Source organism: Phyllobacterium sp. OV277, from assembly GCF_900104355.1.
Taxonomy (GTDB): domain Bacteria; phylum Pseudomonadota; class Alphaproteobacteria; order Rhizobiales; family Rhizobiaceae; genus Phyllobacterium.
Genome location: NZ_FNIY01000006.1, coordinates 166,709 through 190,530, shown reverse-complemented (window position 1 = coordinate 190,530; position 23,822 = coordinate 166,709). Strand labels below are relative to the sequence as shown.

At 56.2% G+C, this 23,822-nt stretch carries 17 protein-coding genes; 2 read left to right on the top strand and 15 right to left on the bottom strand.

Annotated features, from left to right (window positions below; translation table 11 throughout):
- From BLU05_RS19450 to urtA, 15 genes are all read right to left on the bottom strand, one after another.
- Positions 1-2,717, bottom strand: a 2,717-nt coding sequence (locus BLU05_RS19450; RefSeq protein ID WP_175540672.1) for a S8 family peptidase, incomplete at its 3' end; no start/stop codon positions are given.
- Positions 2,718-3,101: 384 nt separating this feature from the next.
- Positions 3,102-6,359, bottom strand: coding sequence for an autotransporter serine protease (locus BLU05_RS19445; protein WP_091883709.1), 3,258 nt, complete (start codon positions 6,357-6,359; stop codon positions 3,102-3,104).
- A 198-nt stretch (positions 6,360-6,557) separates the two neighbouring features.
- Positions 6,558-8,210: an OFA family MFS transporter gene (locus tag BLU05_RS19440; RefSeq protein WP_091883706.1), complete on the bottom strand. Its 1,653-nt coding sequence runs from the start codon at positions 8,208-8,210 to the stop codon at positions 6,558-6,560.
- Between the two features lie 149 nt (positions 8,211-8,359).
- A complete protein-coding gene (locus tag BLU05_RS19435) occupies positions 8,360-8,611 on the bottom strand; it encodes a formate dehydrogenase subunit delta (protein ID WP_091883704.1) in 252 nt (83 codons plus the stop codon).
- On the bottom strand, positions 8,604-9,539 hold the full coding sequence (gene fdhD / locus BLU05_RS19430; RefSeq protein WP_091883701.1) for a formate dehydrogenase accessory sulfurtransferase FdhD: 936 nt from the start codon (positions 9,537-9,539) through the stop codon (positions 8,604-8,606). Before fdhD ends, BLU05_RS19435 begins: the two co-directional genes overlap by 8 nt.
- Before the next feature lie 2 nt (positions 9,540-9,541).
- Complete coding sequence (gene fdhF / locus BLU05_RS19425) at positions 9,542-12,421, bottom strand: formate dehydrogenase subunit alpha (protein ID WP_091883699.1); 2,880 nt, start codon at positions 12,419-12,421, stop codon at positions 9,542-9,544.
- Between the two features lie 9 nt (positions 12,422-12,430).
- Entirely contained in the window at positions 12,431-13,987 is a 1,557-nt protein-coding gene (locus BLU05_RS19420) for a formate dehydrogenase beta subunit (protein WP_091883696.1), read from the bottom strand.
- Complete coding sequence (locus BLU05_RS19415; RefSeq protein ID WP_091883694.1) at positions 13,984-14,457, bottom strand: formate dehydrogenase subunit gamma; 474 nt, start codon at positions 14,455-14,457, stop codon at positions 13,984-13,986. Before BLU05_RS19415 ends, BLU05_RS19420 begins: the two co-directional genes overlap by 4 nt.
- 118 nt (positions 14,458-14,575) lie before the next feature.
- Positions 14,576-15,472, bottom strand: a complete 897-nt coding sequence (locus BLU05_RS19410) for a LysR family transcriptional regulator (protein WP_091883691.1) — start codon at positions 15,470-15,472, stop codon at positions 14,576-14,578.
- A 70-nt stretch (positions 15,473-15,542) separates the two neighbouring features.
- On the bottom strand, positions 15,543-15,869 hold the full coding sequence (locus BLU05_RS19405) for a helix-turn-helix domain-containing protein (RefSeq protein WP_091883689.1): 327 nt from the start codon (positions 15,867-15,869) through the stop codon (positions 15,543-15,545).
- A gap of 9 nt (positions 15,870-15,878) precedes the next feature.
- Positions 15,879-16,574: an urea ABC transporter ATP-binding subunit UrtE gene (gene urtE, locus BLU05_RS19400; protein WP_091883686.1), complete on the bottom strand. Its 696-nt coding sequence runs from the start codon at positions 16,572-16,574 to the stop codon at positions 15,879-15,881.
- Positions 16,575-16,818: 244 nt separating this feature from the next.
- Positions 16,819-17,565 carry an urea ABC transporter ATP-binding protein UrtD gene (gene urtD / locus BLU05_RS19390; RefSeq protein ID WP_091883681.1) on the bottom strand — a complete coding sequence of 249 codons (747 nt, stop codon included), beginning with the start codon at positions 17,563-17,565 and terminating at the stop codon, positions 16,819-16,821.
- Between the two features lie 4 nt (positions 17,566-17,569).
- A complete protein-coding gene (gene urtC, locus BLU05_RS19385; RefSeq protein ID WP_091883678.1) occupies positions 17,570-18,757 on the bottom strand; it encodes an urea ABC transporter permease subunit UrtC in 1,188 nt (395 codons plus the stop codon).
- Complete coding sequence (gene urtB, locus BLU05_RS19380) at positions 18,754-20,376, bottom strand: urea ABC transporter permease subunit UrtB (protein WP_091883676.1); 1,623 nt, start codon at positions 20,374-20,376, stop codon at positions 18,754-18,756. Before urtB ends, urtC begins: the two co-directional genes overlap by 4 nt.
- 110 nt (positions 20,377-20,486) lie before the next feature.
- Positions 20,487-21,737, bottom strand: coding sequence for an urea ABC transporter substrate-binding protein (gene urtA / locus BLU05_RS19375; RefSeq protein WP_244518437.1), 1,251 nt, complete (start codon positions 21,735-21,737; stop codon positions 20,487-20,489).
- A gap of 362 nt (positions 21,738-22,099) precedes the next feature.
- On the opposite strand from urtA, the gene BLU05_RS19370 reads away from it, so the two are divergent.
- On the top strand, positions 22,100-22,438 hold the full coding sequence (locus tag BLU05_RS19370; RefSeq protein WP_091883671.1) for a protein tyrosine phosphatase family protein: 339 nt from the start codon (positions 22,100-22,102) through the stop codon (positions 22,436-22,438).
- A 96-nt stretch (positions 22,439-22,534) separates the two neighbouring features.
- A complete protein-coding gene (locus BLU05_RS19365) occupies positions 22,535-23,821 on the top strand; it encodes an aspartate aminotransferase type Ic (protein WP_091883668.1) in 1,287 nt (428 codons plus the stop codon).
- Position 23,822 lies beyond the last annotated feature (1 nt).

Below are 23,822 nucleotides of genomic sequence, written 5' to 3'. Positions count from 1 at the left end.
AGCGGTGCCTTGCTGTTCTCCGGTGCAACGATAAGCACGCCGCCGAGCAGGGTTGCCTTACCTTTCACGTCCAGACGGTCGCTGCGCCCATCGGCAGCAACCTGAATGGTCAGGCCAGTCGCTTTATCAAAGTTTGCAGGCCCGGCCACATGCAATGTGCCGATGGAATTGCCCGGAGACACCATACCGCCCGCATGCACCGCCAGACTGCCCACTGTGCCAATGCCGCCAAGCTCACCGCCCGCGTTGACTTCAGTTGCACCGCTTGTTCCATCGACCGAGGCAACGCCGCCATTGAGGGTAACAGCCCCGGTGACACCCGGAGTATTGACCTTCAATCGTCCACCCGGATTTGCGGTCACAGCAGCCGTCTTGCCATCGACAGTCAAAAGCCCTGTGTTGTTGATGATGGAGGCCGAGATGATCGAACCTTCGGCAGCAATGCCAAGCTCGCCGCCATTGACGATGGTATCGCCGCGATAAGTATTCTTCCCCGTTAGCCACAATGACTTGGCACCAGATTTCGTCAACCCGCCGAGATAGGCGGATGGATCGGAGAGCTTCTTGGTGAGGTAAGCGGCGCGGGCTTCACTGACAGTGTATTCTGCCACCACTGCGTCAAATGCTCCGTGCATATGGACGGCAAATAGCGGATCAAGGACTTCAGTCTTGAAAACTCCGTAATTCTTGAGCGCATCTGCACTTTCCCACCACTTTGGATTTTGCTTTTGGTATTTCAGAATAAGTGGCAGCGTTACTGGATTAGTGTTTACTGTGTTGAGTATCATGAGGTAGTCGGCCATGTCTTTCTGACCACCTACCAGCTTTTCCACGAATGCGCCAAACAGGCCCGCTGATTTCTCCAAACTGTCTTTGTCTGCAGGTGTGGCTGCCGCGATTTCTGCTCGTATTGTTGTTAGCTTATAGGCTTCGTACAGTTCTTGAAGATTGGGTCTTCCAAACGCGTATGGATCGGCCTTGATGAAATTATCCCTGAAACGCTTTGCATTCGCATCTGCTTCTATAGCGCCATACGCGTTCTTCACTTCAAGGCTATTATTGAGTCTCGCAACGCTTGTGGTGAACAAGGATGTAAATAGTGAGCCCATCTTATCAAGATCGGCTTTTGTTGCGGCTTCAACTGCAAGTCTTCGCGACTGCGGTACACCATTTTCCCAGCCCTGTGCTTTCTTTCTATCTGTCCAGCTGGACACTTCAGTCTGCTCATCAATCTTGCGCTGATCAAGCGCTAAATCAGAGATATCGTTGCGCCATACATCATTCACGCCGGTATTTAGATTGGCTTCAACCCGGCCCAAAAATTGTCCGGGACCATTCATAGAATTCTCGAGGTTGACAAGGCCCCAACCCGATCGCTCATTAGGGATTTGGGTTCGAGATCCGGCAATGTTTAGCTTATCATTCCCGGAACCATCAGGCAGATAAGTTGCCGTGGTTAGCAGGATGTCATGGGCTGCTACAGAGTTCAGATAATTGAACCGCTGCATAATGAGCGTCATGGCCCCGGTCACATGTGGCGCTGCCATGGAATTACCGGTATCGTTGTTGAATGTGGGTGTTAATCCGCCGCTTTGTTTATCGTATTCAAAAAAAGAGCTTTTAACGTCTACAGCAGGTGCGGTTATACAATACCATTTTGTCTGTTCACAACGCGACGACCCAGCGTAAATCTTGTAATCGGAATAGCCGGGTATGGGAATGCCCGTTTGGCCAATACCCGTCACCGATAGCCAGTGGCCTTCCAGCTCGGGTCGGAAATAGGGCAGGCTGACCATGGCGTCCGGCGTAGCGCCCGGTCCATTGTTACCCGCAGCAAACACGAATTGTATATCATGTTTCTTCACCGCATCTTCGGCGATATTGAACATCTTTTTGCTAGGATCTGATTGATATTGCGGAATGACATCCCTAACGAAATTAAACGGGTTGCGTCCATAGTTGGATTCTATATTTGGCATACCACCAAGCGTTGATGGACCAATTCCCCAGCTGTTGTTGACGACTGGCACTCGTTTTTCGGCGAAGCCATCAATCGCCGCGGCAAATATAGATGAATCGAAGGTATCAATTGTGCCAACGTAAGGACCCATCTCCGTGCCATTTGCTGCAGCAAGCACTGCATCAAAAGCAACGCCTTGCATTTCGCCTTTTCCACCCTCACGCCTGCCAGCGATCGTGCCGCCGGTGTGAGTGCCGTGGGCATCATTAACGACCGGAATTCCTCCATAAAAATTAAAATAATCGCCAACATGAATAGGCGGATTTAGGATTATCCATGTTCCAGCGGACGTGTAATCATCAATGTGATCGCGATTACCTTGCGAATGAATGGAAATGAATTTACCGGAGCCGGAAAACTTCGGATGTGTTTCCAGAGTTCCGCTGTCGAGAACACCAGAAATCATTCCTCGACCTGTAATACCGAGCACGTATGCTGCTTCCGCATGGATCGCTTTCAATCCCCAGTTACCTTGAAACTCTTTGTCAGCTAGCCAACTTCTCTTGGCAGCTTCATAATCATTGGTCCTGCTGCCATCGGCGTTGAAATACTTGCTCGGCACCTGCTGTGCATGCGCACTCGGCCCGGCGGCAGCGATAATCAACCCAGCACAAACGCTGCTCATCAAATGGTTGCGGAATGTGGAAAGGCGAATAGTCCGTGCGGAAAAACCCGCATCTGTGGCGTGAAAAGACATGAAATATGGTTCCCGCTATAATTTATGTTGAAATACTAGTTCGAAAAAACAAAAAATATGCGGCTAATAAAGTTGCAAGCATACGATCCGTCAAGCTAGAAAATGCAAACAGAAAAATTACGGTCGATTTCTTCGCGGTGGGAGCCTGCCTGCTCCGTACCCTGTTACGTTTAATTTGCGTTCCAGGATATCGCCCTTCTCGCGAGGTGGGTGGTGCATGAAGATTGGCCGTCTTTGCCTTGTTTTGTACCGTTATTTGCGCCTGACTAACATGGAGAGTCTATGGAAGCATGGCTTGGTGTTCTGGTGAGCGTGGCTCGTGTTTCGCCAACACAGCCGATGGGTTTGTCATCCATCAGCTGTGTTGTCCAATTGAGGTGTTGCCTAGAATCGTACAGTCAGATCGGCTTTGACGGCGTTATCATGGCTCTGGCTGGAAAACTGGCCATTATAGCTAACACCAAGCGTGGTTGCCTTGCCAATACCGAAGTCCAGCCCGGCTTCGACGAGCGCAGTGTCCTCAGCTACGGGCAGACCATCAACAGAGAAGGCATTGCCGCCTGAGAAGGCCAGCGAGGCTTCCGGTGTGGTATCACCAAAGGCATGCCGCCAACCCGCCATGCCATGAGCGGTGACAATGGTCATATCGCTCACGATGAAACGATGCGAGGCCCTGAGTCCAAGGGTTGTGGTGGTGAGGTCAGTGGTGTCTGACCGCCCCGACAACGCGGTAATACCACCGGTTTCGGTAAAGCCATCGGTCTTTAGATGCGTATAGGCAACTGCGGCAAAGGGTTCGAATGCCGCATAGGCGCTATCGATTTGATAGGCCGCTTCACCGAATACCTGGACCGATTTTGCCGAATAATCAGCCGTGTTGTTGTCATTGATACTGCTGAAGACGACCTTGCGGCGCGTATCAATCTCATGATGGGCAAGGCTGGTGCCGAAACTCAATGTCAGCGCATCGATCTTGGTGCCGCCATAGACACCGACCTGATAGCTGTCGGCAGAGGCACGGCCACGATCCGTATGAACAGATGTATTGCCATAACCGGCCAACAGACCAAATCGCCACGTATCGGCAATCACACCATCAAACCCGGTAACGAACCCGCCGGTATTGCGGCTAAAGGCGGATGCATTGCCATTGCTGTCGGCATGGCTCCATGAGCCATAGGCTTCGCCCCACAGCGCTGTTGTTGGAGTAGCAGGTTCGACAGAAGCAAAGGCCGCACTCCCCTTCTTCTGATCGGGACCGTAAGCCAGAACCGGCATCGCTGACTTGCTGCTTGCCGTATCGCCAAAGGCAGCCCGGATACGATTGCTCGCGGCATCGCGGACAAACTTTCCATCCTCGGCCAGAATGCCTTTCAGTGAGGCATGAACTTCTCCGGACAGGGCGTCCAAACGAGCGGGCAGGTTCTCGTCCAACGTTGTAACAGCTATCGTGTCATAGAGTTGATTGCTTGCACCAAGACTTTCGACTCCGCCGGCTGCTGCCTTTTGGTTCTTCGTCCGTCCGGTATCGGCAAAGGCAAGACCGTTGCGCGACAGGGTGACATTCACATTGTTGGGATCATAGCTTAGCGCGCCCCCAATGAAGTAATACTTGGGCAGCACTGCATCAAACTTTCCGTTGATGCCGCCAGCAGCGGTGAGAACCGTATAACTCTTGCCCAGCAGAGCAAGCGTTTCGGCTGGTGTCAGCGGTGTAGTGCTGTTCTCGCTTGCAACACTGACCACGCCACCCAGCAGTGTGGTCTTGCCAGCCACTTCGAGACGATCACTGCGACCGTCAGGCGCAACCTGAATAGCGAGGCCGCTGCCCTTGTCGAAGCTGGCATCTCCAGCCACATGCAGCGTGCCGATGGAATTGCCCGGCGCAACGATACCACCCGCATGCACGCCGAGGCTGCCGACCGTGCCAATGCCGCCAAGCGCGCCGCTATTATTGACTGAAACAACCGAAGCGATGCTGCCATCAACAGCGAGCAGGCCACCATTAATCTGGGTGTCGCCCGTATAGGTATTGGTTCCGGTCAGACGCAATGTTCCGGTGCCGGATTTGATCAGACTGCCGAAATACTGGCGCGTTTTGAACGCCTCGTCGCGCGCGGTTTTGGTGGTATATTCAGTCCTGTCCGCATCGCTTGCATTGGCAGGCAGGCCATTTTGCCAGCCCTTTGTGGTTTTGGTCGTTTCCCATTCATCGTGTTCGGCCTTGTCTTCGGTCTGCCGGGCACGAATCGCCACATCGGAAATATTATTGCTCCAGCTATCGCTCACACCGGCGCCCAGATTGGCATCGAACCGGCCAAGGAACTGGCCGGGGCCGTTCATCGCCTTGTTCAGATCGACAAGTCCCCAGCCGGTCACGGCATTGGGTACCTGTGCGGTGCCGGGAACGACGGGTGTGCGCGAGCGCGTGCCCGTCGTCGGAGCGACGTCAGGGCTTGCAACCATATTCTGCGCCGTTGTGAACAGCACCGACAGTGCCTGTTCATTGGTCATATAGGGGAACCGTTGCATGATCAGCGCCAGAGCGGCGGAAGCATGGGGTGCAGCGGCCGATGTGCCGTTAAAACCATTGCTCAAACCACCATTGGTATCCGTCGTTTGCACAATGGTCGGCGCCATGATGCACCAGTATTTTGCAATGCCGCACCGATTGTAAATCTGGTCTTTCTGGTTGTTGGCAAAACCGGTTGTCGTCATCCAGTGGCCTTCAAGCTCCGGACGGAAATAGGGCAGCGAACCGCGCAGACTGGCATTGTCATAGCCGGAATTACCAGCGCTGAAATTGTTGATAATGCCTTCCTTGCCGTTCTTGCCCGTTGAGGCTCTCGCCGCCCCCTCGATCCAGGTATTCTTGCCGTCATATTGCTGATAGGCGGCGAACAGTTTTGCCAGAGTGGAATAGTTCTGGTCCGCCGGCTGGCTGCCCCAGCTATTGCTGATAATGCGCACATCCTGCGCTGCTACAGCGTCGTAAACCGCGGCGAGATAGCTCGCCGACGATTTTGGAAAGGCAGCTTGAGGGGATGGACCGAAAAGCAGGGCATCGGTAGCATTGGTATTGCCGACATATATGTCCGCATCAAACGCCACGCCCTGCACACCTGTGCCATTGCGGGCGGCACTGATAACACCTGTTACCTTGGTGCCGTGGCTGTCATTGACACCGCTGATCCAATTGCCGGAAACACCATCGGGATTGTTTGGATCTGGTGCGGCATTGGGGTCCTTGGCGAAAACCGCGTGATATCTGGAAGTCGGAGAAAATTCCGAATGCGGGTTGTAGAACCCCGAATCAACAATACCGATCTTGACGCGCTTGCCTGTGGTCGCGTCATAGCCGGTAATGCCGCGGGCATAGGCATATTCGGCCTTCATGGCGCCGACGCCCCAATTTGCCTGAAATTCCTTGTCGGCCCGCCATGTTGCGGCTGCCGCCTCAAGATCGCTGGTCTTTGATCCATCAGCATTGACGTAAATCGCATTCGCCTGCTGCGCGTGAGCGCCTGAGCACGCTGCTGCAATCAGGAACGCCGTAGAGGCGGTACTAAGAAGATAGTGGCGATACTTGGCGAAGAGGTCTGGACGTGCGGATGCAATCGTCCCTGTGGTACGGAAAGACATGGAATCTGGCCCCCCAGTTTCATCGTGAAAAATAAAATTCGGAAAAGTAGCGAGCAAATAGTTGGGTAATAGAGTTACAACCACTAGCAGCAGTCAAGTGGAAAAATATTTCAACCGAGGTTTTCCGCACGTCTTTTTGCTGTCGATGAAATAAAATCAGGCCCCGCGAACGGAGCCTGTTTTTTGCTTGGCATGGCTTTACCGGAACAGGATCACTGCCTGTTGCAGCGTGACCCAGACACCCCATAAAATGGGGATACCCACTGCCGCCCATGCGAGTGCGGCTTTCGCATCCAATCCGCCATGGCCAATGCCGAAGGAGCCCGTGGCTCCAGCATCTGCTGTCTTGGTCTTGGCCTGAAGTGCCGCGACCTCGGCGTCGGACATGAACCATTTTGATGCCAGCGGGCGGACGAAGAAGTTGGCGATGAAGCCGAGCGCCAGCATGCAGGCAAGGATATACATGGTGCGGTCATAGACCTGATCACGCGGCACGCCTGCGCTGATCTGGAACTCGCGAATATAGTTGACCACAACCGGTCCGACGATACCCGCCGTTGCCCAGGCGGTGAGCAGACGGCCATGGATGGCGCCGACAAACTGCGTGCCGAAAATATCGGCGAGATAGGCAGGTACGGTGGCAAAGCCGCCGCCATACATGGACAGGATCACGCAGAAAATGCCGACAAACAGCGCCTGACTGCCCATATGGGCAGCGGTTGGTGCCAGCGCATATAGCACGATGCCGAGGGCGAAGAAGGTGAAGTAAGTGGCCTTGCGGCCGATGCGATCGGAGAGTGAGGCCCAGAAGAACCGCCCGCCAATGTTGAACAGCGAAAGCAAACCGGCAAAGCCTGCAGCAATCGAAGCGATGGCGGTTTTCTGACCCGCATCAAGCTGGGTGAAGCTGACATCCGGCAGGCCAATGAGCTTGCCCGCGAAGATTTCCTGCAACATGGGTGAAGCCATGCCGATCACGCCGATACCGGCTGAAACGTTGAGGCAGAGCACGGCCCATATAAGCCAGAACTGTTTGGTCTTGTGGGCATCGCGCAGATGCACATGGCGGGTGGTGATCATCGCCTTGGCATCGGTTGGTGGTGTCCATCCCTCGGGACGCCAGCCTGCGGGCGGAATGCGATAGCCAAAGGCACCACAGATCATGAAGACGAAGTAACCCGCTGCCATGACGAGAAATGTCTGCCAGACACCGACGGAATCGGGCGTCTTGAAGTGGTTCATCAGAAGGTTGGCCAGTGGCGCGCCGATCATGGCACCGCCGCCAAATCCCATGATGGCCATGCCGGTTGCCATACCGCGACGATCAGGAAACCATTTAATCAGCGTGGAAACCGGAGAAATATAGCCAAGTCCGAGGCCGATACCACCAATGACGCCAGCACCAACCCACATCAGCCAAAGCTGGTGGGTGATAACGCCGATGGCAGCCAGAACCATGCCGCCGCACCAGCAGAGCGCCGAGACCACACCGGCCTTGCGCGGCCCTGCCCGCTCCAGCCAGCCACCCCATATGGCGGCGGAACAACCGAGAAGCACGAAAAACAGGGTGTAAATCCAGCCGAGATCACTGACACGCCAGTCGCAGCTTGTCGTGAACAGGGCAGTTACCAGGTTGAGATTGGCACACGCCGCCGGATCGCTGCCAATGGCGCGCGACAGAGGTAGCCAGAAGACGCTGAAACCATAGGCCATACCGATGCAAAGATGGATGGCAAGTGCTGCGGGTGGCACCAACCAGCGGTTAAACCCCGCTTTGGCGACGATACGCTCGCGATCAAGTATGCCGGGATTGCCATAGGCACCCCGCTCCGTCCTGTCAGTTGCTGACATGTGAATTCCTCCTCCAAGCCCCAATTTATGTTCTGGTATTTTAGTTTCTGGATAGTCTTTGGATAGCGCTATTTTCGTTGATTAACAGCACAGAATGCCCCTGCCGAAGGGGCCGAGGCGTACATAGAAGTTTCAACCATTGGAAAAGGTCAGACCGGGGTTGCAGCAGGCTTGCGGATGTGCGCGGACGCCTCGACCACCAGCGGATCAAGGCCGTTGTCTTCCTTTTCCAGAATGGCAAAAAGCTGGGTGCGCATGCGCGGTTCCCAGAAATTGTTGATGTGTCCGGCTACCCCTTCCACCGCCTCGCTCTTTGGCTGGGTGTGAAAGAATGTGGCGATCTGATTGGCCATATAAACCAGCTTGTCGGCAGTTGATTGCCGGTGACTATCATTATCCATATTGCACCAATCGAACTGTTGGACTTTGCACAAGGGTTGATGAAGCGGCATCCGCATTGGGCTTTGCCGCAGCCATAGGCTCTCCGGGCGTTACGGCCACCTGATGAACAGCAACGGGAATGCGCTCGGGCCGGGTGAACACGTCAAATTCGTCGCCGCGCACCAGCGCAACCAGCGTCATGCCCGCCGCCTGCGCGGTACGAACAGCAAGCGCGGTTGGCGCGGATACTGCAATCAGCACGGATGCGCCGATGATCGCGGCCTTCTGCACCATTTCGATGGAAACGCGGCTGGTAATGACAACAGCACCCGACGCGCCACTGATACCGGAACGGCAAAGCGCTCCGGCCAATTTGTCGAGCGCATTATGGCGGCCGACATCCTCGCGTGCCGCAACAATACCCTTGCCGGGAACATAGAAGCCCGCCGCATGCACAGCGCCGGTTTCATTGTGCAGGGGTTGAAGCGGCGACAGCAGCCGGACGGCCTGCGCCAGATCGTCAGGCGACAGGTTCAGCTGCGTCCCATCAACGGAGGCCACGGGTTTCAGCGCCTGTTCGATGGATTCAATACCGCAGAGGCCGCAACCGACAGGGCCTGCCATGCGGCGGCGGCGGTCGGTGAGGTCTTGTCCCGCTTCATCGGCCAGAAGCAGCTGGATATCGATGCCCTCGCCATGGTCTTCAATGGCGATCTCGCTGATCTCGCCAAGCTGGCTGATAATGCCTTCGGAAAGACTGAAGCCGACAGCAAAATCCTCGATATCGGCAGGGCTTGCCATCATCACCGCATGGGTGGTGCCGTTATAGCTGAAAGCGATGGGCGTTTCCTCCGGCACCATCCGGCTATCCGTCGCATAGACAGACCCATCGCCTTTACGGCGACGGGTTATGCGCGGCACCTGCAGCCGCGTTTCACGCACGCTCATCGTTATTCCGCCGCATCCAGAGTCTGGACAATGCGCCTGCTCTGGCGGGCCTGCTCGTCATATTTGACCTGCCAGTCGCTCGGCCCGTTGGACGCGCCAACCTGCACCGCCGTGACCTTGTATTCCGGGCAGTTCGTCGCCCAGTCGGTAAAGTCGGTGGTGATGACGTTGGCCTGCGTCGTCGGATGGTGGAAGGTCGTATAGACGACACCCGGTGACACACGATCCGTGATCAGAGCGCGCAAAGTGGTTTCACCGGAGCGGCTGGTGATTTTCACCCAGTCGCCATCGCGCACGCCGCGCTGTTCGGCATCGTGCGAGTGAATTTCCAGCCGGTCTTCCTCGTGCCAGACAACATTATCCGTGCGGCGTGTCTGTGCACCAACATTATACTGCGAGAGGATACGCCCGGTTGTCAGCAGCAGCGGGAAGCGCGGTCCGGTGCGCTCGTCGGTTGCCACATATTCGGTGCGTACGAACTTGCCCTTGCCACGGGCAAAGCTTTCAATGTGCATGATGGGCGTGCCCAAGGGCGCCTTTTCATTGCACGGCCACTGAACGGACCCTTCCTTGTCGAGAAGCTCATAGGAAACACCGGCAAAGCTTGGCGTCGTCAATGCGACTTCGTCCATGATCTGCGACGGATGGGTGTAGTTCCAGTTGAGGCCCATGGTCTGGGCCAGCGTCTGGGTGACTTCCCAATCGGCAAAGCCGTTCTTCGGGCTCATGACTTTGCGCACGCGGTTGATACGCCGCTCGGCATTGGTGAAGGTGCCGTCTTTTTCGAGGAAGGTAGAACCGGGCAGGAAGACGTGGGCGTAATTGGCAGTCTCGTTGAGGAAGAGATCGTGCACCACAACGCATTCCATGGCGGCAAGGCCAGCGGCTACGTGTTTTGTGTCAGGGTCGGACTGAAGAATGTCCTCACCCTGAATATAGATGCCCTTGAATGTACCATCGACGGCAGCATCCAGCATGTTCGGGATACGCAGGCCGGGTTCATCCTGCAGCTTGACGCCCCAGAGCTTGTCGAAAATATCACGGGTTGCTTCGCCCGAAACGTGGCGATAGCCGGGCAATTCGTGCGGGAACGAGCCCATGTCGCAGGAGCCTTGGACGTTGTTCTGGCCACGCAGCGGGTTCACGCCAACGCCCTTGCGGCCAATATTGCCGGTGGCCATGGCAAGGTTGGCAATGGCCATAACCGTTGTCGAACCCTGACTGTGTTCGGTGACGCCAAGACCATAATAGATCGCGCCATTGCCGCCGGTGGCGAACAGCCGGGCTGCTTCACGCAGGCTCTGCGGCGATACACCGGTCAGTTGTTCAATGGCTTCGGGGCTGTGCTCAGGTTCGGACACAAAAGTCGCCCAATCCTGAAACTCATCCCAGTCGCAGCGCTCGCGAATGAACTGCTCGTCGAACAGACCTTCCGTAACGATGACATGAGCAAGCGAGGTGACAACGGCAACATTGGTGCCGGGACGCAGCGGCAGATGATGAGCGGCAGCGACATGGGGCGAGCGCACGAGATCGGTACGGCGCGGATCGATAACGATCAGCTTGGCACCCTGACGCAGGCGCTTCTTCAACCGCGAGGCAAAGACCGGATGACCATCGGTCGGGTTGGCACCGATAACGATGACGACGTCGGTATGCTCAACACTGTCGAAATCCTGTGTACCGGCTGACGTGCCGAACGTTTTGTTCAGGCCATAGCCGGTCGGCGAATGGCAGACGCGGGCGCAGGTATCGACATTGTTATTCCCGAAACCGGCGCGAACCAGCTTTTGCACGAGGTAGGTTTCCTCATTGGTGCAGCGTGATGAGGTGATACCGCCGATGGAATTGCGCCCATACTGATACTGGATGCGGCGGAACTCATTGGCGACATATTTGTAGGCCTCTTCCCATGACACTTCGCGCCATGGATCGGAGATCTTTTCGCGGATCATCGGGTTGAGGATGCGATCCTTGTGGGTGGAGTAGCCATAGGCAAACCGGCCCTTGACGCAGGAATGGCCGCGATTGGCCTTGCCATCCTTATAGGGAACCATGCGCACCAGCTCTTCGCCGCGCATCTCAGCCTTGAATGAGCAGCCCACGCCGCAGTAAGCGCAGGTGGTGACCTTGGAATGCTCAGGCTGACCGATCTGGATAACCGACTTTTCCGTTAGCGTGGCTGTCGGGCAAGCCTGAACGCAGGCGCCGCAGGAAACGCACTCGCTGTCGATGAAATTCTCGTGCATACCGGGCGAAACGCGGCTGGAGAAACCACGGCCTTCAATGGTGAGCGCGAATGTGCCCTGCACTTCCTCGCAGGCCCGCACGCAGCGCGAGCAGACGATGCATTTGGCCGGATCGTAGGTGAAATAAGGATTGGATTCATCCTTGGGCATCCAGCGATCATTGGCAACATTATCGGCCTTGGCGAAGACGTGGTTGTCGCCCTCATAGCCATAGCGCACATCGCGCAGACCAACGGCACCCGCCATATCCTGCAATTCGCAATCGCCATTGGCGGCGCAGGTCAGGCAATCCAGCGGATGGTCAGAAATATAAAGCTCCATCACGCCCTTGCGGATATCCTTCAGGCGCGAGGTTTGCGTGTGGACGACAAGCCCCTGCATGGCGGGTGTCGTGCAGGAGGCAGGCGTGCCATTGCGGCCTTCGATCTCGATCAGGCAAAGACGGCAGGAACCGAATGCATCGACCATATCGGTGGCGCAGAGTTTTGGAATCTGAATACCCGCTTCCATCGACGCGCGCATGATGGAGGTGCCTTCGGGAACGGTCACCTCGTTGCCATCGATGGTCAGGGTGATCATCTTCTCGGATTTGGAGGCTGGCGTACCGAAATCAATTTCATGAATGAGGGACATGTCTGGCTCCTATTCCGCTGCTTGCGCGACGGGCGCAGGACGAAAATCTTCAGGAAAATGCGTCAAAGCACTCATGACCGGATAGGGCGTGAAACCGCCCAAGGCGCAGAGCGAACCGAACTTCATCGTGTTGCAAAGATCGGTCAGAACCTTGATCTGTTTTTCCGGCTCTATATTGGCGGCAAGTCGGTCAACGACCTCGACACCGCGCGTCGAACCGATACGGCATGGCGTGCACTTGCCGCAGGATTCGACAGCGCAGAATTCCATGGCGAAACGTGCCTGTTTCAGCATGTCGACACTATCGTCAAACACCACAAGTCCGGCATGGCCAATCAGCCCGTCCTTGGCGGCGAAAGCTTCGTAATCAAATGGTGTATCGAAGAGTTCGCGGGGGAAATAAGCGCCGAGCGGACCACCGATCTGCACTGCTTTAACAGGGCGTCCGGTTGCAGTACCACCGCCGATATCATCGACGATTTCGCCAAGTGTCAGGCCAAAGGCCGTCTCGAAGAGACCGCCATATTTGACGTTCCCTGCGATCTGCAACGGAATGGTACCGCGCGAACGGCCCATGCCGAAATTCTTGTAGAAGGGAGCACCCTTGTCGAGAATGACAGGAACGGAAGCCAGCGAGATCACATTATTGATGACAGTCGGCTTGCCGAACAGGCCCTTATGCGCGGGCAGAGGTGGCTTGGCACGGACAATGCCGCGACGGCCTTCAAGGCTTTCCAGAAGCGCGGTTTCCTCGCCGCAGACATAGGCACCGGCACCGACACGCACTTCAATATCAAACGTGTGGGCAGAACCCAGCACCGACGCACCGAGCACCCCGGCCTTGCGCGCAACACCGAGCGCTTCATTCATCACGGCAATCGCGTGGGGATATTCGGAACGGGTGTAGATATAGCCTTTGGTGGCGCCGACGGCGATACCGGCGATGGTCATGCCCTCGATGAGCACGAAGGGATCGCCTTCCATGATCATGCGGTCAGCAAATGTACCGCTATCGCCTTCGTCGGCATTGCAGACAATGTATTTGCGCGGGCCTGCCGCATCAAGAACGGTCTTCCATTTGATACCCGTGGGGAAACCTGCACCACCGCGTCCGCGCAGACCCGATTCCGTGACCTCAGTGACGATCCCAAGCGGCGTCAGCGCGAGGGCTTTTTCCAGCCCCTTCAGGCCATCATGGGCGCGATAATCATCCAGCGAGACAGGATCGGTGATACCGCAGCGCGCAAAGGTCAGGCGTGTCTGTTTTGCCAGGAACGGCAACTCTTCCGTCAGGCCAAGATAGAGGGGATGCGTCTTGCCTTCCGCTATACCGGAATCAAACAATGAAGTCAGATCGGATGGTTTCACCGGCCCATAGGCAACACGGCCTTGAGGTGTCTCCACTTCGACCATCGGTTCCAGCCAGTACATGCCGCGCGAACCATTGCGGACAATGCGCGCATCAAGTTTACGGGACGTAATCTCTTCATGCAGCTTGCGGACAACTTTTTCAGCGCCCAGAGCAAGCGATCCGGAATCGCGCGGGACATAGAATGTGACCGTCATAGCCGCACTCCCGCGCTGATTTCTTCAAGCTTTTCATCATCAAGACGGCCGATAACCTCGCCGTCAAGCATGGCTGCGGGGGCGCAGGCGCAAAGGCCGAGACAATACACCGGCTCCAGCGTCACCGCGCCATCGGCGGTGGTTCCATGCCAGTCGATGCCGAGCAGCTCGCGAGCCTTTTGGGCCATGGCGTCACCACCCATTGATTGACAGGCTTCGGCCCGGCACAGCTTCAGCACATGCCGGCCAGCCGGATGATCGCGATAATCATGATAGAATGTAACGACACCGTGCACCTCGGCGCGCGATATATTCAGCGCCTGTGCAATCAGTGGCAAGGTTTCCTGCGGCACATAGCCGAACTCCCCCTGCAACTCATGCAGAATCGGAAGGAGCGGACCTTCTTCACCCTTTAATTGATCGATAATGCCTATCGCTCTCCCAGCGATATCGGTACTTGCGGTCTGCATTTTGTGCAGTGCCCTCCCTAAATTCTCCTCGTATATTAGAACAGATCAAAAGCAGGGTGATAAATCAATATACCAGTCTCGTTGATCGATAGAAGAATCCTATCAAGCTCAACTCAACTCAAACCATATTCAGCTCTATCGCCAGCGCCCGGGCCTCGTGCAGCAACGCCGAAACCAGAGGCGTATGGGGTTCGCGATCCGCCGCGACCAATCCAACCAGATGACGTGCATCCGGCTCAACAATCGGGATGGCACGGATAGGTTCGGAAAAGCCGAGCGTTTCCGCAAGGTTAAGTGGCATGATGCTCGCCCACTTGCCCGTCCGGATATGCGAGAACAGCACAATCATCGAATTGGATTCGAGCGTTGGATGCACCTCAACCCCGGCTTCCTGCAAATGTTTATTGATAATACGGCGATTCTGCATGTCCATGGTGAGCAAACAGAGCGGCAATTGCCCGACCTCCGCCCAGGTCACAAATTCGCGATCGGAATAGGTGCTGCCCGTCGAGGTGATCAGCTGATAGCGCTCCGAGTACAGCGGAACCGAGGTCACACGCCCCAGCGGCTCGTTATCGAGATAGCTAATTCCGGCATCGATCTCGAAATTGCTGAGCAGGGTGAGGACTTCGAGCGAAGTGCGCGAGGTGACGGAAAAGGTTACGTCAGGATGCTTTTCACGAAAGGGCGTCGTCAAGCGCGAAACCATGGCCAGCGCCGTCGGAATGGCCGCTATTTTAACGTGCCCCGACAGGCCATAACGCGCGGCACGGATTTCCTCGCGCATCGTTCTGGTATCACCGACGATACGGCGCGCCCATTCCAGCACCCGCTGACCTTCTGATGTCAGGCCCTTATAGCGGGATGCGCGCTGAACCAGCACCACACCGAGCGTGTCTTCCAATTGCCTGATTGCTGCTGATAGCGTGGGCTGGGTCACGCCACACTCTTCCGCCGCCCGGCCAAAATGCTCGTTGCGTGCCAAGGCGATGAAAAATTCCAGCTTGTCGATCATCGAAATTGCTCCTCCGGGGAGACTCTAGCGATGATTACCCGCCTACAGCAAGAGCAAGCCAGTCACTACCTCAAACAAGGTCATCGAGATCGACGCGAAGAACAGCTGCGATTTTCTTCAGGGTTGAGAGACGGCCCTCTTTTTTGCCATTCTGGATATCAGATAGATAGGACGCGCTGATACCGACCTTCTGTGCCAGTTCCTGATTTGAAAGGCCGCGATACTCGCGCCAGACACGAACCTTGTTTTCGCCGCCCAATATGCGGTCAACAATTTCCGACGGCACCAGTTCCTCTTCGCCTGCATCAATCCGCGCCTTGACCTCGTCATAAGCAGCAAGATCCCGCGCCATTTCGGCATCGCTGACGAGCCTGTCGTAAAGGGTGCGTGGTATCATCATTGCCTCCTACACCGTCAGGAACTTGCGAACCTCCGGCTTGTCGAGACTGGCCGCATTGCCAGAATGCACGATCTCGCCGCGGTCCATGATGTAGACATGGTCAGCCAACTCACGGCAGAAATCGAGATATTGCTCGACAAGAAGGATCGCGAGGCCCGTCTGGTCGCGCAAAAAGCGGATGGCGCGGCCAATATCCTTGATGATCGATGGCTGGATGCCTTCGGTTGGTTCATCCAGAACAAGCAGCCTTGGACGCGTAACCAGCGCACGACCAATGGCCAATTGTTGCTGTTGGCCGCCCGACAGATCGCCGCCTCGCCGTCCCAGCATCGTTTTCAGGACGGGAAAGAGTTCATAGACTTCCGGCGGCACATTGCGGTTGCCGCGCTTGGCGGCGGCAAAACCCGTCGCCAGATTTTCGCGCACCGTGAGCAGCGGAAAGATTTCGCGCCCCTGCGGCACGAAGGCTATGCCAGCCCTCGCCCGGTCATAGGGTGGCTTCTTACCCAATAGCGAGCCATCAAAGCTGATTGAACCCGATGATAGCGGATGCTGGCCGACAATGGCGCGGAGCATGCTGGTCTTGCCAACGCCATTGCGACCAAGGACGCAGGTGATTGTCTTCGGTTTCACTTCCAGCGATACGCCCCGCAGAGCCTGTGCCGCGCCGTAATGAAGAGAAGCATTTTCAACCGTGAGCATAATCAGTTCTTTCTCTGTGCTTCAAAAGCAATGGATGGTGCAGGGAGCGTGGTTCGTGGTTCGACAAGCTCACCATGAGGGAGAGGGGTGATGAAAGGGAGACAAGTTCTGCACCCTCTTTGTACTGCAATCTTTGCGATTAGCGTTGCATCCCCACTCTCCCTCATGGTGAGCTTGTCGAACCACGAACCACGCTCCCTGCACCATCCACCACATTCCTGCGCCGTGTTTCCCTTGAGCACCCTCATCGCCCGAGATAAACCTCAATGACGCGCGGATCATTGCTGACGTGATCGAGCGAACCTTCGGCCAGCACCGAGCCCTCATGCAGGCAGGTGACCTTTACATCAAGTTCCCGCACGAAATGCATGTCATGTTCCACCACGATAACCGAGCGGGTACGGGCGATATCGCGCAGGAGCTTGGCGGTTTCAGCCGTTTCCGCATCGGTCATCCCAGCCACCGGCTCGTCGACCAGCAGCAATTTCGGGTCCTGCGCCAAAAGCATGCCGATCTCCAGCCATTGTTTTTGGCCATGGGACAGGTTGGCCGCCAGCCAATGGCGCTTTTCAAACAGCCTGATTGTGTAGAGGATTTCGTGGATACGGTCGGCCTCGTCCTTGCTCTGGCGATGGAACAGCGCTGACAAGGCCGAGCGTGGCCCCGAAAGCGCCAGCACCAGATTGTCTTCCACCGTATGGCTTTCAAAAACAGTCGGTTTCTGAAACTTGCGGCCAATGCCGAGCATGGCAATGTCAGCCTCGTCGTGCCCGGTCAGATCGACAGTGCCATTGAAATAGACATCGCCGGTATCCGGCTTGGTCTTGCCGGTGATGATGTCCATCATCGTCGTCTTTCCCGCACCATTGGGCCCGATAATAGCGCGCATTTCACCCGATTGCAGTACAAGCGAAAGATTGTTGATGGCCCGGAAACCATCGAAGGAAACCGAAACACCATCGAGATAAAGCAGTGTGTCCTTGGCCTTCATGGGACTACTCCGCAGCCTGAGGTTCGGGTGTTGGCATGAGCGTGCCGTTTTGCTTGACGACCGGAGGCAAGATCTCATCATCTTCCCGCGCGGCGCGATTGGCTTGTCGCGTTTTCCACGAACCGTAAAGTCCAAGAATGCCCTTGGGCAGGAACAGCGTGACGAGGATGAACAGTGCGCCAAGCGCGAACAGCCAGATTTCCGGGAAAGCCGCCGTAAAATAGGTTTTGCCGAAATTGACCAGCACGGCCCCGATAATGGGACCGACAATCGTACCGCGACCGCCAACCGCCACCCATATGACTGCCTCGATGGAATTAGCAGGCTCGAACTCGGATGGATTGATAATACCCACCTGCGGCACATAGAGTGCACCGGCAATGCCCGCCATCATGGCCGAGATGGTCCAGACGAAGAGCTTGTAGCGGTCGACGCGATAACCGAGAAAGCGCATACGGCTTTCCGCATCGCGCACACCAACCAGCACCTTGCCGAGCTTGGAACGGATGATGAAGCTGGACACAAAAACAGCGAGTGCCAGAAACAGCGCCGTGGCGGCAAAGAGCGCGGAACGGGTCGTGCCCGCCTGCACGTTGAAGCCGAGAATATCCTTGAAATCGGTCAAGCCATTATTGCCGCCAAAACCCATATCGTTGCGGAAGAATGCCAGCAGCAGAGCATAGGTCAAAGCCTGGGTAATGATGGAAAGATACACGCCCGTTACACGCGAGCGGAACGCTAGCCAGCCAAAGCCGAAGGCCAGCGCACCGGGCACCAGCACCACCATCAGGGCTGCAAACCAGAAATGATCAAAACCATGCCAGAACCACGGCAGTTCCTTCCAGTTCAGGAACACCATGAAATCGGGCAGGACGGGATCGGCATAGACTCCGCGTGGGCCGATCTGGCGCATCAAATACATGCCCATGGCATAACCGCCGAGTGCAAAGAAAGCGCCATGACCAAGCGAGAGAATGCCGCAGAAACCCCAGACGAGATCAAGCGCAACGGCCAGCATCGCATAGGTCAGATATTTGCCAAGCAGCGAAACCAGATAAGTCGGCACATGCAGGGGCGACGTATCAGGCACCAGCAGGTTGAGAAGAGGTACGAGACAGGCAATCGCCAGCAGAATGGCGATAACAATCAGGCTGCGCCGGTCCCCATGTGAGAAAAACCATTGGGTGATCATGCCTCGATGGCCCTTCCCTTGAGTGCGAAGAGACCGCGCGGACGCTTCTGTATGAAAAGAATGATGAGCACCAGCACGAGGATTTTACCGAGGACGGCACCCGCAAAGGGTTCAAGAAACTTGTTGGCAATGCCGAGCGACATGGCACCAACCAGCGTTCCCCAGAGATTGCCGACGCCGCCGAAGACCACGACCATGAAGCTATCGATAATATAGCCCTGGCCCAGATTGGGGCTGACATTGTCGATCTGGCTGAGCGCGACACCGGCAATGCCGGCGATGCCGGAGCCGAGGCCGAAGGTCAGCGCATCCACCCAAGGCGTGCGAATGCCCATGGATGATGCCATGCGCCGGTTTTGCGTGACGGCCCGCATCCGCAGGCCGAGCATGGTTTTCTTTAACACCAGTTGCAGTACGGCAAAGACCGACAGGGCAAAAACGATGATCCACAGACGCGACCATGTCAGCGTCAGCATGCCGACATCAAAGGAGCCGGACATCCATGAGGGGCTGCTGACCTGCACATTGGAGGCACCGAACCATGAGCGCGTCGCCTGTTGCAGCACCAGCGAGATGCCCCATGTGGCGAGCAGGGTTTCCAGCGGTCTGCCATAGAGAAAGCGGATAATGCCACGCTCGATGATAACACCAATTGCGCCGGAGACGAGGAAGGCTGCGGGCAGCGCGATCAGCAGGGAATATTCGGCCAGGCCGGGCATAGAGGTGCGAATGAGCTGTTGCACCACGAATGTCGTGTAAGCGCCGATCATCACCATTTCGCCATGCGCCATGTTGATCACGCCCATAACGCCAAAGGTGATGGCAAGACCGATGGCCGCCAAAAGCAGAACCGAACCAAGCGACAGGCCATAGACGATATTCTGGATGCCGTTCCAGAGTTCCAGCTCGGAATTGATGCTTGAGATTGCGGCACTGGCCGCTTCACCGACGGGTCCCTGAACATTTGCGAGCGGCGTCAGCAGGCCGAGCGCCTCACGGCCATTGCCGGATTTGATTTCAGCGATGGCGGCGATTTTCACATCATCTACAGCAGTGGAATTGAGAACCGCCGCCGCCTTGGCACGCTGCATCAGCACTTTGATACCAGCATCCTTTTCGGCTGTTATAGCCTGATCAAGCAGCGGAATGGTTTCAGGATCGCGGTTTTTGAGGATGGCTTCCGCAGCGGTGCGGCGCTCGGTTGCGTTAGTGCTCATCAATGTCAGACCGCCAATCGCAGCACCGATATCGCGGCGCAGCCGGTTGTTGACCTTGATTTTCTCCGCAGCGCTGCGCGGCACGGGCGCGAGCTTGGCGCCGGTCAGCGGATCGGTGGCCGCATAATCAGAACCTTCGCGCGCGCCGATAAAGACCGATTTATCGGTTTTGGAGACATAGAGATCCCCCGCGCTCAGCGCATTGAGAATAGCAGCGGCGCGTGGCGCACCACTTTTGGCGAGTTCCGAAACGGCTTTGCTCGTGTTGTCGAAATTGTCTCCCGCAAGCGCTTCCACCAGAGGTTTGAGTTTCGCGTCGTCCAAGACTTGCGCGCCCGCAATGGCGGGGAACAGGCAAAGGCCCAGCATCGCGATGATGGACAGGAAGCGGCTCAATGACATTCAACAATCCCGTGTTTGACATTCTTTCGGGGCGCTCCACCCCCGCAACATGTGCGGGAGTGGAGTTGGCTTCGGATTGTCGCCCCCGACCCGAAGCCGAAGCGCTCGTCTTAGTTGGTCACACCACCGCATTTGCCTGACACAACATTGAAGTTGCCGCAGGACATGGGCTTGCGCCAATCGGAGATGAGATCTTTGGAGCCGGGCAGATAGTCCGACCATTCATCGCCAACGACGAGGCCGGGCGTTCTGTAGACGATGTCAAACTGGCCATCGCCCTGCACTTCGCCGATGAGAACCGGCTTGGTGATGTGATGGTTTGGCATCATCGTTGCCGAGCCACCCGAAAGGTTGGGGACGGAAACGCCGACGATCGAGTCGATGACCGCATCGGACTTGGTTGTACCGGCCGCTTCAACAGCCTTTACCCACATGTTGAAGCCAATGAAGGTTGCTTCCATCGGGTCGTTGGTCACGCGCTTGTCGTTCTTCGTATAGGCATGCCACTGCTTGATGAATTCGGCATTGGCCTCGGAATCAACGGACTCGAAATAGTTCCACGCGGCAAGGTGGCCGACCAGCGGCTTGGTATCGAGGCCAGCCAATTCTTCTTCACCCACCGAGAAGGCGACAACGGGAATGTCTTCTGCCTTGATGCCCTGATTGGCCAGTTCCTTATAGAACGGCACATTGGCATCGCCATTGATGGTGGAGACAACAGCGGTCTTTTTACCGGCGGAGCCGAATTTCTTGATGTCGGAGACAATCGTCTGCCAGTCGGAATGACCGAACGGCGTGTAATTGACCATGATATCCTCATCCTTCACGCCCTTGGCGTTGAGATAGGCTTTCAGGATCTTGTTGGTGGTCTGGGGATAGACATAATCCGTACCGGCGAGAACCCAGCGCTGCACACCTTCCTGATTGGCAAGATAGTCAACGGCTGGAATAGCCTGCTGGTTCGGCGCTGCGCCCGTATAGAAAACATTGCGCGAGCTTTCTTCACCCTCATACTGCACGGGGTAGAACAGCAGCGAATTCAATTCTTCGAAAACCGGCAGCACGGATTTGCGCGAGGACGATGTCCAGCAGCCGAAAACCGCCGCAACCTTATCCTGCTCGATCAGCTGGCGTGCCTTTTCTGCAAAGAGCGGCCAGTCCGATGCCGGATCAACAACAACGGCTTCAAGTTTCTTGCCGAGCACGCCGCCCTTTTTGTTCTGCTCATCAATGAGGAAGAGCATCGTATCCTTGAGCGTCGTTTCGGAGATCGCCATCGTACCGGATAGCGAATGCAGAATACCGACCTTGATTGTGTCCTCTGCCGCGTTTGCGGGCGCGAGCGCCAGCGTCGCCCCCATAGCGGCTGCCGCCAAGGTTCCAATAAATCTGGCTGTTAGACTGAACATTCAGGTAAACCCCTTTTTATGGTTGTTTGTGCCAAGGGATACAAAGCAATGACCGTGCCAACCGGATAGTTTGCACTGCACAATTCTGAATTTGCAGGGATTCAGTGGGTGATTGTATCGGATGACATCTTGAAACACGGTGCGTTGACTAAAATGCTCACTCAGAAAATGCTTATTATCTCATCAATAAGTATTATATGCCTAATAATTGATCATGCGCTCTCTTTTGCCGCCACGATCAAACGGCTTTGATGTAGCATTGGCCATTGTTTGATGTATGGTGCTGCCACCAATCACATTCTCAAGGAAAGAAAATGGATATCCGTCAGATTGACGAAGGCTTTGCCGTGACCGGGCAGATTTCACCCGATGATGTGCGCGATATTGCTGCGGCAGGTTATCAGACCCTCATCTGCAACCGTCCCGATGGCGAGGGGCCGGATCAGCCGGATTTTGCCGAGATTGCCAAGGTTGCCGAAAAAGCGGGCATTCCGATTTATTACGTTCCGGTTATATCAGGACAATTGACGCAGGACGATGTGGACGCCATGGCCGCAGCGCTTGATAAAGCTGAAGGTCCTGTGCTTGCCTATTGCCGCTCCGGTGCCCGTTCGACCAACATTTACGGCATTGTTCAGCAGCAAAAAGGCTGATCTCCAAAGAGCGGGCTGACTCATGCACAGCCCGCTTCCTGCGAGCCGATCCAACCGCCCTTTTTTCCACCCTGATTCAACAGAGCCAACGTTCCCATGAGCCGTATTGCCGATCTGAACAGTGACGACCTCGCCGCTCTGCGCCAGCAGACATTGAATGACTACGAGGCGTTTCGCGCCCGTGGGCTGAAGATCGACATGACCCGCGGCAAACCGAGCCCGGAGCAGCTGGCGCTGGCCAATGGCATGCTGACCTTACCCGGCAATGGCGATCATTTCAGTGAAGCTGGCGAAGACGCCCGTAACTATGGCGGGCTGCAGGGCTTGGCTGAGGTGCGCGCACTCTTCTCCTCCACGCTTGGCACTTCGCCCGACCGTATCGTCGTCGGCGACAATTCCAGTCTGGCATTGATGCATGACTGCCTGCTCTGGGCCTTGGTCAAAGGCGTTCCGGGTGGTAGCGAGCCATGGCAAAAGACGGAATCTCCAGCCTTTATCTGCCCGGTGCCCGGCTATGACCGGCATTTCTCCATTTGCGAGGAATATGGCATCCGCATGCTACCCGTACCGCTCAAGGGCGATGGGCCTGATATGGATATGGTCGAGGCACTTGCGGCCGATCCCAATGTGAAAGGCATGTGGTGCGTGCCGAAATATTCGAACCCGTCGGGCGAGACCTATTCCGATGCGGTGATCGAGCGGCTTGCGGCGATGAAGACAGGTGCACCGGATTTCCGCCTGTTCTGGGACAATGCCTATGCGGTGCATCATCTGACCGAAGCAGGGCATGAAATCCCCGATATTCTTGAACTGTGCGAAAAGGCCGGAAACCCGGATCGCGCGTTTATTTTTGCTTCCACATCCAAGGTGACGCTTGCCGGGGCAGGTCTTGCGTTCTTCGCGTCGTCAGCGGCCAATGTGCGCTGGTATCTCGCCAGCGCCACCAAGCGGACAATCGGCCCTGATAAGCTGAACCAGCTGCGCCATGTGCGGTTCCTCAAGAATGAGGCCGGTATTCGCAAACATATGGCCGCGCACCGCAGTCTCATTGCGCCGAAGTTCGATACGGTCATCAAGGCACTGGAAAAGCGCCTTGCCGGAACCGGCGTCGCCGAATGGACAAAGCCGCAGGGCGGCTACTTCATCTGCGTCGATGCAATGGAGGGTACGGCGAAACAGGTGGTTGAGTTGGCCAAACAGGCCGGTGTGGTCCTGACCCCGGCAGGAGCAACCTCGCCCTATGGCAAGGATCCGCATGACCGCACATTGCGGCTGGCGCCGACATTCCCTTCCTTGGCTGAAGTGGAACTGGCCTCGCAGGGTATTGCATTGTGCATTCTCTTGGCAGCGGTCGAAAAGCTTTATTCAGACAGGAATGGCTGAC